Source organism: Geofilum rubicundum JCM 15548 (genome assembly GCF_000974365.1).
GTDB lineage: Bacteria > Bacteroidota > Bacteroidia > Bacteroidales > Marinilabiliaceae > Geofilum > Geofilum rubicundum.
The window spans coordinates 47,760-61,394 of record NZ_BAZW01000024.1 but is presented as its reverse complement, the minus strand read 5'-3'; the positions used below and the strand labels follow the sequence as shown (position 1 = coordinate 61,394).

The following is a 13,635-nucleotide window of genomic DNA, read 5'->3' as shown; positions in this document are numbered from 1 at the left end:
TCCCTTTTTCATCCACCATGGGATTGATGCTGCTCACCCGGCCCTCAAACTTTTCGCCCTGCAGGGCAAAAGGCCGCAGCTCCACCAGCTGTCCCTGCTCAACCCCCGCCAGTTCCGTCTCCAGCAAATAAAATACCAGGTGCATACTGCTCAAATCCAGAATGTCACAAAACTTTTGAAAAGCCGTAGAAGGATTGTGCACCCGGGCCTCCAGATTGGTAACCACCCCTGTGATGGGCGCCTTGATCGATGTCGTCTCAAAATTGCGGCGCGCCTCCTCCAGGGAAATCTCCGCCGAATTAAATCCACTGCGCAGTTTTGCCATCCGCAGCTGGTCTTCCGGTATTTTTAAAGAATCCTGAATCCGATACCCAAAACCCAAAAGCCGGTCCTCCAAATCGATCAACGACTGCTGGTGCCTGTTCAGCGCCTCATCCAGGCGCTTTTGATAAGTAAAAGGCTCCACCGCGCCCAATAATTGTCCGGCATTGACCCGCTCGCCCTCCCTCACATGCACCGCCTTAATTTGCTCCTGCACCACAAAAGGCACCACCGCCTTGCGTTGAGCTTCCAAATGTCCGTTGCTCACCAGCTCCAGCTCAAAAGAACCGCGCTCTACCGACGTAACCTCCACCCGGGTTTCCGGAGGCTCCACATAAGACAAACGGGCCGCATCCGCGGCATCCGCGGCCGTATCATCACCGCCTTTGGAAGAAGAACAGGCATAAAAAGTGCTGGTAATAACTAAAAGAGCAAGAGATTTCGTCAACATAGCAGGTCTTTGGTATAAGGAATTAAAGACTATAAAACTCATAAAGGTAATAATTCTTAAAAACGGTTAACAAAAAATGGAGATAAATTACTGCATTGTTTTTAAACCCAGAACACTGATAAAAAAACTATTAAAAACAAGTTGTACCCCCAGTAAAACAAAGGTTACTGCTGGAATAACCAGGCGTAATACCGTTTCAGGCTCCAGATCTCCATAAGCATATTTACTCCAGACCAAAAAGCTGCTAATTGCTAAAGCAACACCAGCTAATAGAAAAAAGGCTCCTAAACCAATTCCTTTTTCTAAAGAAAACCATCGGTTAAATTGTTGAATCCATATTTCACCGCCAGGGATCAGACTGGATTTTGCAGCATAAAATTTGGATAAATAATAGAATAGGACAATTTGAGAGCCAACAACTGTCAACATTGAAAAGTAGAGCATTGTATGAATGTCAAATGTGACATTATTAATTGTTACCGGTGTAGCATATAATATTGAGGTAATAATGAGACCGAAAAGAACCAGAGCCAGTCCGGGGTATAAAAACAGCCATTTGGGACTGTATAGCAATAAAAATCGTAGATGACGCCAGCCATCTTGCCAGGTATTTAGGTGTGGAGGACGTGATCGACCGTCCTGTGATAGCTTTGTAGGAATTTCGGCTATTTTTAAATTGTGCAAGGCTGCTTTAACTACCATTTCTGAGGCAAACTCCATGCCGGAGGTAGAAAGTCCCAGATTTAAGACTGCATCACGGTCAAATGCCCTTAAGCCGCAATGAAAATCGTTCACCGGAATATTAAAAAACAAACGACCGGTGAACGACAACACCGGGTTACCTAAATATTTATGTAGGAAAGGCATTGCGCCTGGTTCAATACCGCCCTGAAAACGATTGCCCATAACCAAGTCATTCCCTTCCTTTAGCTTATCTAAAAACCTTGGAACATCTCCAAAATCATAACTGTCATCAGAGTCTCCCATTATCACGTACCGACCTTTCGCATGCTCAATACCAGCCGACAGCGCACTTCCATAGCCTTTACTCTTAACATGAAGCACACGAGCTCCTAACTCTGTAGCAATTTCAATTGATCTATCCGTACTCCCATTATCCGCAATTAAAATTTCTGCATCTATATTGTATGCTTCAATAGCTTTCTTAGCCTTTCCAATACATTGTGTCAGAGTTTCCTCCTCATTTAAACAAGGCATTAAAACTGTTAATTCATATTTCATAATATTTTGAGTTAAGTTTGTTTTGGTTGTTCTGTGCTTCTAATCCGAATTTTCGTTGCTAAGAACAAAAACACAGGCATGGGTATTAACCATAAAAGTCTCGCCTGGTATCTGAAATAAACCCCGGAAAAAGTGCCGCAAACCCAGGCGTTGATAAGGAGGGCGATGAGCAAGAACAGAATTAAAAATCTAAATTTTAAGGACATTCCATTTTTGTAATATATCAATGCGTATAATAAAATGCAGGATAAAAATATTACTACCTGCGTATGGTTTACCAACTTAAAATTCAATTCCCCTTGGTTCTGTCTGGCCTTGTAGTAATTGTCATATTCATTGGGGTAAAAACGTCTAAAACCTTGATCTATCCTTGGGGTTGCTTTGGTGGCTTCACCAGTATCAAAATGCATAAATTGGGAAATGGTGCGTAAAATCGATTTCCAGACAACCAATTTTAAATATTTTGGGGTTGTTAAAATATCATTCACTATGGCAGAATACTCCGCCTCACTGCCTGCCCAGCCTCCTGTTTGGTATATTGGACTATTACTTGCCCAAAGGAAATTGTTGGGAATCGTGTCGCGGTACTCACAAATGCGATAGTCCTTTTGTGAACAGTTCTCTCCCAAATAAATGTCGACGACTCCCATTTCGACAAGACTTCCCATCAAAAAGACGGTGCCACCTCTCGAACTCTTAAATCCTCCTCCATATTGGTAACTGATTGATGCTGCAAAAAATGCAGATGTAATAATAAGCCCTATGACAATAGCAATGCGGCTAAATTTAATACCAACCAGATTATAAATCTCACGGACTGATTTGAATGCATAGCCGGCTAAGAGAAGTAAGGTAAGACCCAAACAAACAAATAGATGAGAGTTGTGCATGGCAATACCCAAAATCGAAAGACCAATAAGAAAAACCCATACATGTCTGGGAAGTCGCGGAGCAAAAATGATAAGTCCAATGGACAGAACTGATAAAGGTGTAAAAACATCAGGCATGAGCCAGCTGACATTAAAAGATGCGCCCATAAAAATCGAAACAAAAGCGGAATACAACAGGAAAAAGAGCAAGTAATTTTCTCCTGGCAAGAAATAACGAAACCAACAGTAGAATGAATAAGAGAGTATCAATGATTGCACTATGACTACAAACCACAAGGAATATTGACCGCTTATATAATACATAAACAAGCCATATAGTATCGGCCGGTCTGGCCCTACATGTTTAGCAAAAGCCGCCTCCAAATACATAGCCGTATCACTGCTAAAAAATAACGGGTATCCGTTATAAATCGACCAAAAGCACAACATGATTGCAGCAAGAAAAATGGCCCCGATGTCTTTGAGCTGATCGCCCATTAAAAATTTGCTATATAAGACCCTTTTCATGTTGTTTTAGAAATGACATTAATGCTTAAAATGGCGGAAATTCGACTCAGATGTTGTTGCACAGCTTTTGATTCCCGGAAAAAAATAAACATGGGGAAAACCCATAGCCAGGCTAGATGACTTTGTAGGCCTGCCTGCCCGTAAAATACACTGTTGCAAAATGCAAGCACCGGCCAGCCTGCCATAAGATAAATAACAAATCCGTACCCGGATGAATTCTTATGTCGCTTAAGAACAAAAACACCTAGAAGCAATCCGGCTAGTGACACCCATACCTGAACACCACCCCAGGTTTTAACCTGCATTATTTTAAATATCTGTCTGCTAATAAAAACATCCCTGACCTCATGGTTATAATAGTCGAACACGGCACGCAGAGTTACGGTACTGTCACTAAACATAATGGCATCGTCCGTTTCTAGTGCAACCATTTCTCTGATGGCATTTTGGGCTGAATAGATGCCATGCGCACGGACAAAATCATTCTCCTGCACCATCTCCAGAGATTTAGAATCAAGAAGACTATCCAGTTTATCTTCCATTCCTTCAGGATTTTGCATGAGGGAAGCCTGAAATTGTTCGGTTGTCATAAGCCCGGGTAAAATGGCAGTATGGTAGCTGTTTACAGGGCTGAATTTACCCCCGACTCCGTGATGAATGAATGAGACCATTAATATGGAGATGATGGTGAAGGCTAATACCAGAACTGATTTTTGCAATAGTTCTGTTCCCTTTCTTCTGACTGAAATTAAGCCAAAAATCATGAATAGTGTTGACAGAAAAACCATTGATAACATGTTGGAAGGATCCATACTACAACTAAAAACAAATATGACCGAAACGAGAATGAAATCCCTACGGCATATTTCTTTAGCAAAGAGCAAGATTCCACCTGATAATACACTCAAACCACTAAAAATGTGCGGTTCAATGGTGCTAACAGTAACCGACGCAGTTGTGAACCCCGTTATAAAGGTGATGAACCCTAAAGCCCACAATGGATATTCTGGCAATTTTATGAAATACTTAAAGAATAGATATATGAGAACGGCCATAAGTCCAGCCTGAAAAAAGATCACCAGCCACAAGGATGATGCCCAGCTTGCATGGGTAATTACCAGGCCATACCATAAATTGCCGAACCAGGGCACCTCGCGGGTAAAGCCACTGTTAATAAAGGTCCCCGAGGCCGATGTTAACAAGGGATATTTATTGGTCCACCCCATATAACAGAGAAGAATTGCCCCTAGAATAATTATCAGACGATTTTTGTTCATTGTTGTGTTATAAAGCGGTTCATCTTAAATCACCAATTATTTTAGTTTCTCCGTCCGGTATAGATAACCGGACCAACTTTGCCTATGATTGAAAATTCCGGGACAAAGCCCCAGTATCTGGAATCCATAGAATGGTATCGGTTATCACCCACCAGAAAAAAATAATCCAGATGGAATGTATAGTTTTTGGATGCTTTCCCATTTATCAATATTTTGTCATTCTCAACTTCCAGTGTATTTCCCTCGTAGCGGGTAATGACATCTTTATAAAGAATAACATTAGAGGAGTCCAGAGAGACAGTCATCCCTTTTGCCGGAACTAATAATGGTCCGTAATTCTCCCTGGTGTATTGCCTGTTATGTGGAAACAATTGTGGTCCGGGCGCCCCAATTTGAAAGTTATCCATAACAACAGAATCAACAAGAGTACAATTTCTAAAGGCCTTCGCAGTCCCTGAGGTCATGGCATAGTGATGCGCGCCATTCGATTGCCACAAATGGTCACGGGCAACAATACCATACTGATTCAAGCTGTCCTCCAGCAATTCTTTCTCGTGAGTATATACGCAATAGGAAAACTTTACAGAAAATGGTTCTGCTTCCTCTTTTCCACCAACATACCTTCTGTTATTGATGATGGCGATGGTATCCCCGGGCAGAGCCACGCACCTTTTGACCAACTTTTCCCTGCTCCATGGTGCAGGATGATCAAAAACAACAACATCACCTTGCTTAATCCCGGCAAAACCTGGTATGCGACGGTATTCCCAAGAGATATCATGGATACGGTCAGCCTTTCCAAACATAAAAGCTACTGCTTCGGCAAAAGGAATATCCCCGATCCGCATGGGAAACCTTATCCCATAGGCCAACTTATTCACCACCACTATGGATCCATCAGAATAGGTCTCTTCCATGCTGAACTGCTTAACCTGAAAAAACTCAAAAGCCAGCATTCGAAACACAATTAGACCAATGCCAATCAACAACACAATAAATATCTTCTTTAAATAACGCATATTTTTATTAGTTAGCTGTAACCGTTATTCATTGGTCATTTTCTGCTTTTCTTTTACTAGATAATAGAGGTTATCGAGAAATATGCCAATAAGAATTAACAAAAAAGGAATGACAGGCAACAATACCCTTTCCCAGGTATCATCGTCTATCCCTGCTAATATGGAAGTCACAATAAGACCGGCAGCGGATATCAAAAGGAAAATATTAAACCACTTCCATTTTCTTTTGGCAAAAAGAAAAAAGGTTATAAGAAGAAAATCCAACATTAAAATCAAATAAATAATGACTCCCCGTACACCAAAAAAATTTCTTTGGGCAAAAGCTTCAAACTTCCATATTAGATAAGAAGAATAAGAGCGCGTTTTCATTGCCTGTTTTACCAATGGATCAATATTTTCCCGGTCATAACCATATGAATTGCCTGGAATACGTTGTATGCTCCTCATGTTTTCTGTATAAGGGTAGTAATCGGGGAACGATTCAAACCGATTCTTATTCTTTTCGAAGTCATTATTAAGGTAATAAACAGTGTAGTATTTTCCTGTTTGGATGGTTGTGTCGATAATACTAACAAGCCTTTGATCGGGAAATTCTTTATAAGCAGAACTCAGTATTACGTTCATAAAGTTATTGTCATGGGTAACCGTGGATAAAGCCAATACTTCATTTTGCTTACTATTAAGCCAACAATAACCTCCCAATAAAGCAAACACTATCATTATTATTCCCATAAAGCCTGGCAATAGATGTGATCCCCGATTTTTATACAATTGAAAAAACAAGGTGGTATTAATCAATACACATAGCACAACCATACCCGGCTTCAACATAATCAGCCATAAGAGAACAAGCTGGACAAGGACCAGTTTTCTCCAGGAAAAAGCTTTTAACAACGTCGAAATGAAGTACAGAAGTACTACTATTGAGGATATAAGAATGGATTCAGGGAATATGGCATTATTGTAATTAAGAAGAATTGGATGTAAAGCGAAAATAATGGATACAAAGAAAACTAGCACCCTGCTTTTTATCCAGCTTTTACATATAAAGTAAAACGGAACAATGCTTAAAAATGAAAAAACATGTTGAGCAGTTATTATATGAGAAAGGAAATTACCATCTCCCAGAATTTGCACTATCCTTATAAAAATTGGGTAGCCCGGCGTTCTCAACTCATCAATAATTCCTTTAAAAATATTGTTCGCCGCATAAGTGTAGGAAACAGTATCTGCATTATAAAAAACACCTCCATATAACTGTTGATATATATTGCGAAAAGTAAATGCCAACAATAATATCCAAAAAATATCTTTTTGGAAAAATTTTAAAAATACCGCCATTCTAGGATGCTCCATATTTCCGTAATTCATTAAGAAAGCCACGTTCAATTAATTGTTAATTGGGGCTCATCATTTTGCCACTACATTAAGTTTGATGCTATCACCAATAAGACCGGGAGCCTTGAAGCTAACCGTAATATCTCCTTCTTTGTCTAAAGACTGTATGTAAGCCTTAATTTTCCCTTTATGACTGCTCCGGTAAGGAAAAGAGTAAGACTCGGTATTCAACGGATTTCCATCTTCAAGGGCCAACAAACGTGCAGGTCCTTGCACTAAACATTCAATTTTATGATTCCCTTCCGGAATGATGTTTCCATTAAGGTCTGTTATCCATACAGAAATTTGAGAAACATCCTCCTTGTTTGCTCTCAGAGTTAATTCGTCGGCATCGACTTTAAGAGCAAAAGCTGCTTTATGCGTCTCCAATTCAGAAAAAGCAACCGGTTTTCCATTCAAATAACCAACAGCACGCAGCTTTCCAGCTTTATATGGCAGTTCCCAAATCATAATTTTAGAAGGGAAATCCTGCATCTTGTTAATGCCCAGGCTCTTCTCGTTTAAAAATAGCTCAACCGCTTCACAATTTGTAAAAGCCGCCACAACCACATCTTGCTTTTCTTTATAATTCCAAACCGGCCAACTGGACTTCAATTCACTAAGTTCTCTATTTCCATCAGATTGTTGCTCCAAGGTGGATAACTCAAGTACAGGAGAAGCCTGCCACAAACTCTTCCAAAAATAATATTCTGGTAATTTGTTGCCTGCCAAATCACAAATTGCATTAGAAAAGGATCTGAAAGGAAACTCTTTTGCCTCTCCTAAGAAATCAAATCCTACCCACAGAAACTGTCCAAGGAAGTAGTCATTGGATTCGGCGAAAGTCCAGGTTTCCAATGACCGGTCCGATTCACTTGAATACATAATACGGTACGGATAATTGTCCTTTTCCCTTTCAATAATTCCTTCAAGATAGTTATAACCTACTACATCTAAAGCATCAATATAACCAATGGCAGTTGCTAAATGAGGCATTGTTATGCCAGACGTTACCGGCCGTGTGTTATCCAGCATTTTTACATACATGGAAAGGTTTCTGGCAACCTGCCCTAATCTGGAAGCATCTGGCAGGGCACTCTGGTATCCTGCCCAATGATACCTGGCAGGCTTTTCTTCGCTTTCAAGTAAAGGGTGTGAGTAGGGGTCATTAGGATAATCAATTTCATTACCAATGCTCCACATGATGACGGAAGGATGGTTCCTGTCCCGCCTCACAATGGATTCAATATCTTGCCGATGCCACTTTTTAAAATAGGCGGCATAACCCTCATGGCCGGGATAGCCAGCATTCCGCCCATTTATCCATTTTCGCTTTGGTAGCTCCCATTCATCAAACGCTTCAACAATGACCAACATACCCAATTCGTCGCACAAATTCATAAACACGGAGGAATGTGGGTTATGAGCCAGACGCACTGCATTGCAGCCCATTTCTTTCAGGATTTTTAACCTGTCTGCTAATACCATTGGTGGAACTGCTGCACCCAAACCACCTGCATCATGATGGATACAAATCCCTTTCAACTTAACGGTACTGTCGTTAATGGAAAAACCTGTCTTTTCGGAAAATGATATATCCCGGATGCCAACACGTGTTTCCTTTTCATCCATCACAACACCTTCACGGGTTAAACGGGTTATTAATCTGTATAGATGTGGATTGTCCATGTCCCATAAATGTGGGGCTTCAACTTCAAGATTTTCAATCAGATTGTCCTGGTTCCCGGATTTCAGACTAACTGTACTGGAGGTTTTAAATACAGTATCCAGGTCAAAAACCAGATAGTTCTCAACATTGAAAGTTGCATCTGCCGACAACTCATTAACAAACTCAACTTCAGCTTTTACAATGGCTTTTCCTGTTGAAACCTCAGGTGTTGTTACATAAACACCCCATGGTACAATATGCAATGGATGAGTAGTAATTAATTCAACATCCCGATAAATCCCGGATCCGGTGTACCATCTTGAATCAGCATATTGAGAGTGGTCTACCTTTACCGCCAGAACATTCTCCGCGCCATGCTTAACATGATCCGTAATATCATATTGGAAGGCCACATAGCCGTTGGGTCTGTAACCTACCTGTTCACCATTAATCCATACCGTACTGTTGTTATAAACCCCATCAAAACGAATAAAGACCTTTCGGTTTAACGCTTCTTTTCCAATAAAAAATCTCTTCCTGTACCAGCCAATTCCTCCGGGAAGATATCCTGAGCAGCTGGCCCACATAGTATCCATCTGTTCTTTTATGGACCAATCATGCGGCAAATCAACAACATCCCATGAGGCGTCATTAAAATCCAGTTTATAGGCACCTTCGGCATCTCCTTTGTGAAAGAGCCAATCGTAATTAAAATGGCCTTCTAACCTTCCCGCCAATTCTGGAGAATCATATCCTGTAGTGCACGAAACAAAATTTGCTATCAAACCGCCAATCAGAAGACTTCTGAATGTATTAATAAATTTTCCTTTCATTATTGCTTTTTTTCGGTTGCTGATCGTTGTGATAGATTGTTTATTTGATAATTCGTGTGTAACAGGAACTTTCGGGCGGTGAAATTCCAGACCAAAGTAATGGCGGTTGCAAAAATCTTGGATAACATAAAATACAATCCAGCTTTCTCAGTGAAATACCAAACCAACCCCGTGTTGATGACCAAGCCCACCGCAGTAATAACCATGTATAGCAAAAACTCAAAATACCGGTTAGAGATAACCCTGGTTTTAAAAATCCATGCGACACATAAAAAGTAGTTAACAATGGCACCCGTCATAAACGAAATCATCGATGACACGAGATAGTTTAAGTCCACAGCAGTTGTCAGGTAGTACAATAACGCAAAATCAATTATTGCACAAGAACCTCCCACAATAAGATACTTGGATGCCTGGGTTAGAAAGGTTCTGTTAACCATGTTAGTTGTTTTTTGATGCCAAAGCCCTTAGATAGCTTTTTACCAACTCAGTTGACTCACTTGCAGCAATCTGAAAGTTCGAACAAGTAAAGCTTTCATCCACCTCAAAGAAATAGGGTTCATCAATTACGTCTATGGGCAGGTCAAGACTGCTGGGCAGGTAGTAAACAGGCCATTTTAGTTCAAACATTTGGGTAAAAATGCGAACTTTGCGCAAATTGCTGAATTCTCCTAACAGAAATAGGTTATCAGGCATTTCCGCATCCATCATATCCAAAACACGCTGAAAGTTCTGTTGCGTACAATCAGAACAGTTGGATTCAGAAAATTTTAGGATTCGAATGTTGCTGTCGATGATTTCACTGAAAGGGATAGTTACCCCTTCCAGATTAACAACAGCAACCTTTTTGTCAATTTTAAGACCATTGGAACGAGCTTCAAAATCACGGAACATGGCAATACCATTTAGCGTGGACTGGTATCTTTTGATGCTATCTGTTTGCACGCTTTGCCCAGCAATGGAAGCATCGAGACGGGCTCGCGCATTCAAATTTAGCCATAGGCTTAGTATCAAAGCAAAAGTTAGGATTACCGGAATCGTATTGATCTTTTTCATAATATCTTGATAAAATTGGTGCTCAAGCAAATTATTCCTTGATGTCCTTTTAATCATTCTATGTTGGACCTGTTAACAATCAACTGGCATTCTCAAATATTAAAGATGAACCTGTTAATGGTTTTTCAGTATTAATCAAACTTTGGACGGTAAAATACCAGTGCCGGATTAGAATCATAAGTAAGATCATCCGGGATAGAAAAGGCTATTTCTTCTTTATTTTCAACCAAACCTGCAGCATCTACCCAAGTTATATTACTGTTTTGGTGATGACCAATTGACGACCAAAAAAAGGCCCCATGCAATAAATCATTTTCCAAACTGTTGTTAAATATTTTTATAATGGAAGTCCTCCTATTGTAAAAGCAAAAATATAAATATCGCTTGAATACGAATTCGAAAGAGATGAACTCTTCGTTGCTAATGAATAAATTGACAAAGTGCATCTTTTGAATTGGAGGGTGATTTATAATATTGTATACAGTAAGCTTTAGGACTTCTTCAATTTCTTCAACTGTCATTGACTTTTCAAAATTCACATAATACTCTGGTTTTATCTGGTTTTCGGTGACAGTATAAATGGTGTCAATATAACTCCGGGATAAAAATATTGTCCCTAAAGCATTTTTTGTTAAATGTCTAGGCCAGGAGATGTCCATTGTTCCCAATCTATTAATATGAGATGAAATAAAAGCCTCCTTTTTCAAGTTATACAAATGATAATGATAGCGTGCCGAAGGATGATAGAATAGAATTGTTTCACTATTGACCATGCTGAAGTAAATATAACCATGATCAAGTGGGATATCATCGGTCCAATTTATGTCAATCGACTTTACAAAATTTAGATTTTTATCTAAAACGAAGAATTGGTTGGGCTCTCCAAAAACATATATTTTATCTTGATAGAATGACACATCTTCTATTTCAATATATTCTTGGGGACCTCTACCAATAGCATTGTATGAATTTATAAAATTCCCCTTCCTGTCAAAGCAAAAAATACTTTTGGCTGATTCCCTGTCAACTACAAAGATTCGATCCTCGGATACCAGGACTTTATCAATTTCTCCTATAATCGATTCATCAGTGTATTCCAAAAAGACCAGAGAATCGATTGAAACAACATCTGACAGTTTCCCATTATCTATTATGTCACTCTCCTTTACATCAATGGTTGTAATCTCATGAGATAAAGGTTTTGACTCTTGTGATGTTCTAATGCACGAACCAAAAATAAAAATTACGATAATCAAATATGTTGGTTTCATATAAATTTTTTATTATTTCTGAATTTTTGTAGGGAGCCAGAAAACCGGGCTCCCTACAAAGGATGAGAAAGATGCTTTAAGTTTAGTCACAGCCCAGATACTTTGTTGATCCACTAACACATCCGGTCACATCGTCTGGTGCAACGACCTTTTGGCAAGTAAATTTTTGTCCTGTGATGGATTTACCTGGACATATAGCATTATTATCACTAAGTTTAAATACCCATCTGAGTGTTCCACTCCCCGAACCACTACCACTCGTTCCATCAGCCAAAATCTTCCCTATCACATCCCACTTTAGAAAAGCAGGAGTTTGTTCGCTGGTAACCACGTGCACGTTGAGTGCTACAATGGCCACAATGGCCAAAGTGGATACCCCATTAAAAAACTTCTTTTTCATAATAATAAAAGATTAAATAATTAATTTTGCGTCAATTGTATCCGGGACGCATTTCCGGGTTTGTTGCTTACACAGAGAGCGCGAAGCTTTTATCAAGTTCTGAATTCGATGTGAGGCTTATGCGCATCTCTGTGTAACTTTTATGTGCTTTAACTTATCACTTCATCTTATTTCCATTTTTCATCATATTTCGAATGCTTTTGCATCCTGCTTTGTACTAAGGTCTTTTGCATAGCTAAAACAAGGCTGTCGACCAACAGAGTCCCCTGCACCATCACGAAAGGGATAATTGGTAACAATACCCTGTTGCGGGTACCATCATTCACCCCACCCACAAAAAAAGCCAACAGTAAGCCTAATAGCATGAGCAGGTTTAAAGCACGTGCATAATCAATAGTTTTGAACTTAATTGTATTCCTTAAAATCAATACCATATCCAACAGAATAAGGATATAAACTGTCAGCCCTGTTATGAAAAAGAACCTGAAACTTGCAAAATCAAATACTTTTTTGAGTATATACCGGGCATAGGTTGTTGTGCGGGCTGCGGTTTTAAGGTATGGTCGTATGTTTTCTGTCGTGTAGCCCAGCTCGTTGGGCGGGATGATGTATATGCCCCACATATCATGCTGGTGTCTGTACTCCAATGGATAATCGGCAAAACCTTTTTGGTATCTGTCATGGTCGTTATTCAGATAAAAAACGGTATAGTAGTGCCCCTTGTGGATAACTGTGTCGATGGTGGTGATAAAATCCTTATCAGGCAATTCGCGATATGCTCCGCTGAAAATCACGTTGATAAAGGTATTGTCGTGGCTGATGGTGGTTAGACCCGGATACCCGTTTTGAATATTGTTTAACCCGCAATAACCTGCCAATAGAAGCACAGACGCCAGAAAAGAGATGGCAACAGGTTTAAGATGTTTTGCATCACGGTTGGTCCAAAACCATAGCACCCAAACAAAAGCTATCACGCCGTAAAAGACCAGACTGACGGGTTTTACCATGACCATGAAAAACAGGAACATGTTAAGGGCAATGGCTTTGCCTGTTGTAGGGGTCTGCACAAAGCCCGAAAACAAGTAAAGAGTAAATACCAGGGAGGCAATGAAAATGGCTTCTGGAAACAGGGCATAGTTGTAGAACAGCAAAGGCGGAAAACAGGCATATAGAACGGTCAATACGTTCACAATTGCCCGGTTTTTAACAACCCTCTTGGCAAACAGGTAAAAAGGTATAATACTGAGAAATGAGACCAGATGTTGAAATGCCACAAGGTATTTGAAAGGATGTGCTGGTGTAATCAATTCAGACACTCTCAT

Annotated in this window: 12 protein-coding genes; all 12 read right to left on the bottom strand. The window is 39.9% G+C overall.

Going from position 1 to position 13,635, the window contains the following annotated elements; translation table 11 throughout:
• On the bottom strand, nucleotides 1–772 hold a 772-nt coding region (locus tag JCM15548_RS11795; protein ID WP_062125571.1), incomplete at its 3' end, for an efflux RND transporter periplasmic adaptor subunit.
• Between the two features lie 87 nt (nucleotides 773–859).
• Complete coding sequence (locus tag JCM15548_RS11790) at nucleotides 860–2,014, bottom strand: glycosyltransferase family 2 protein (protein WP_062125569.1); 1,155 nt, start codon at nucleotides 2,012–2,014, stop codon at nucleotides 860–862.
• Between the two features lie 11 nt (nucleotides 2,015–2,025).
• Nucleotides 2,026–3,381 (bottom strand): hypothetical protein, encoded by a 1,356-nt coding sequence (locus tag JCM15548_RS11785; RefSeq protein WP_162198227.1) that lies wholly within the window; start codon nucleotides 3,379–3,381, stop codon nucleotides 2,026–2,028.
• A 26-nt stretch (nucleotides 3,382–3,407) separates the two neighbouring features.
• Nucleotides 3,408–4,490 carry a hypothetical protein gene (locus tag JCM15548_RS11780; protein WP_157482704.1) on the bottom strand — a complete coding sequence of 361 codons (1,083 nt, stop codon included), beginning with the start codon at nucleotides 4,488–4,490 and terminating at the stop codon, nucleotides 3,408–3,410.
• A gap of 239 nt (nucleotides 4,491–4,729) precedes the next feature.
• Nucleotides 4,730–5,707, bottom strand: a complete 978-nt coding sequence (lepB, locus tag JCM15548_RS11775; RefSeq protein WP_062125562.1) for a signal peptidase I — start codon at nucleotides 5,705–5,707, stop codon at nucleotides 4,730–4,732.
• Nucleotides 5,708–5,731: 24 nt separating this feature from the next.
• The gene (locus tag JCM15548_RS11770; RefSeq protein WP_157482702.1) at nucleotides 5,732–7,063 is read right to left on the bottom strand and encodes a hypothetical protein; all 1,332 of its coding nucleotides are present in this window, start codon (nucleotides 7,061–7,063) and stop codon (nucleotides 5,732–5,734) included.
• A 54-nt stretch (nucleotides 7,064–7,117) separates the two neighbouring features.
• Nucleotides 7,118–9,586: a glycoside hydrolase family 2 TIM barrel-domain containing protein gene (locus tag JCM15548_RS11765; protein ID WP_062125558.1), complete on the bottom strand. Its 2,469-nt coding sequence runs from the start codon at nucleotides 9,584–9,586 to the stop codon at nucleotides 7,118–7,120.
• The gene (locus tag JCM15548_RS26340; protein ID WP_062125556.1) at nucleotides 9,586–10,026 is read right to left on the bottom strand and encodes a GtrA family protein; all 441 of its coding nucleotides are present in this window, start codon (nucleotides 10,024–10,026) and stop codon (nucleotides 9,586–9,588) included. The genes JCM15548_RS11765 and JCM15548_RS26340 overlap by 1 nt, the downstream gene beginning before the upstream one ends.
• 1 nt (nucleotide 10,027) lies before the next feature.
• Nucleotides 10,028–10,642: a hypothetical protein gene (locus tag JCM15548_RS11755; RefSeq protein WP_157482700.1), complete on the bottom strand. Its 615-nt coding sequence runs from the start codon at nucleotides 10,640–10,642 to the stop codon at nucleotides 10,028–10,030.
• Between the two features lie 131 nt (nucleotides 10,643–10,773).
• Entirely contained in the window at nucleotides 10,774–11,913 is a 1,140-nt protein-coding gene (locus JCM15548_RS11750) for a DUF4934 domain-containing protein (protein WP_062125552.1), read from the bottom strand.
• Nucleotides 11,914–11,995: 82 nt separating this feature from the next.
• Nucleotides 11,996–12,313, bottom strand: a complete 318-nt coding sequence (locus JCM15548_RS11745) for a hypothetical protein (RefSeq protein ID WP_062125549.1) — start codon at nucleotides 12,311–12,313, stop codon at nucleotides 11,996–11,998.
• A 167-nt stretch (nucleotides 12,314–12,480) separates the two neighbouring features.
• Complete coding sequence (locus tag JCM15548_RS11740) at nucleotides 12,481–13,503, bottom strand: glycosyltransferase family protein (protein ID WP_227625738.1); 1,023 nt, start codon at nucleotides 13,501–13,503, stop codon at nucleotides 12,481–12,483.
• Between the last annotated feature and the right edge of the window lie 132 nt (nucleotides 13,504–13,635).

Coding starts and splice junctions, on each gene's coding strand:
- JCM15548_RS11790 (WP_062125569.1), bottom strand. CDS start 2,014: ATGAAATATGAATTAACAGTTTTAATGCCTTGTTTAAATGAGGAGGAA.
- JCM15548_RS11785 (WP_162198227.1), bottom strand. CDS start 3,381: ATGGGCGATCAGCTCAAAGACATCGGGGCCATTTTTCTTGCTGCAATC.
- lepB (WP_062125562.1), bottom strand. CDS start 5,707: ATGCGTTATTTAAAGAAGATATTTATTGTGTTGTTGATTGGCATTGGT.
- JCM15548_RS11770 (WP_157482702.1), bottom strand. CDS start 7,063: ATGGAGCATCCTAGAATGGCGGTATTTTTAAAATTTTTCCAAAAAGAT.
- JCM15548_RS11765 (WP_062125558.1), bottom strand. CDS start 9,586: ATGAAAGGAAAATTTATTAATACATTCAGAAGTCTTCTGATTGGCGGT.
- JCM15548_RS26340 (WP_062125556.1), bottom strand. CDS start 10,026: ATGGTTAACAGAACCTTTCTAACCCAGGCATCCAAGTATCTTATTGTG.
- JCM15548_RS11755 (WP_157482700.1), bottom strand. CDS start 10,642: ATGAAAAAGATCAATACGATTCCGGTAATCCTAACTTTTGCTTTGATA.
- JCM15548_RS11750 (WP_062125552.1), bottom strand. CDS start 11,913: ATGAAACCAACATATTTGATTATCGTAATTTTTATTTTTGGTTCGTGC.
- JCM15548_RS11745 (WP_062125549.1), bottom strand. CDS start 12,313: ATGAAAAAGAAGTTTTTTAATGGGGTATCCACTTTGGCCATTGTGGCC.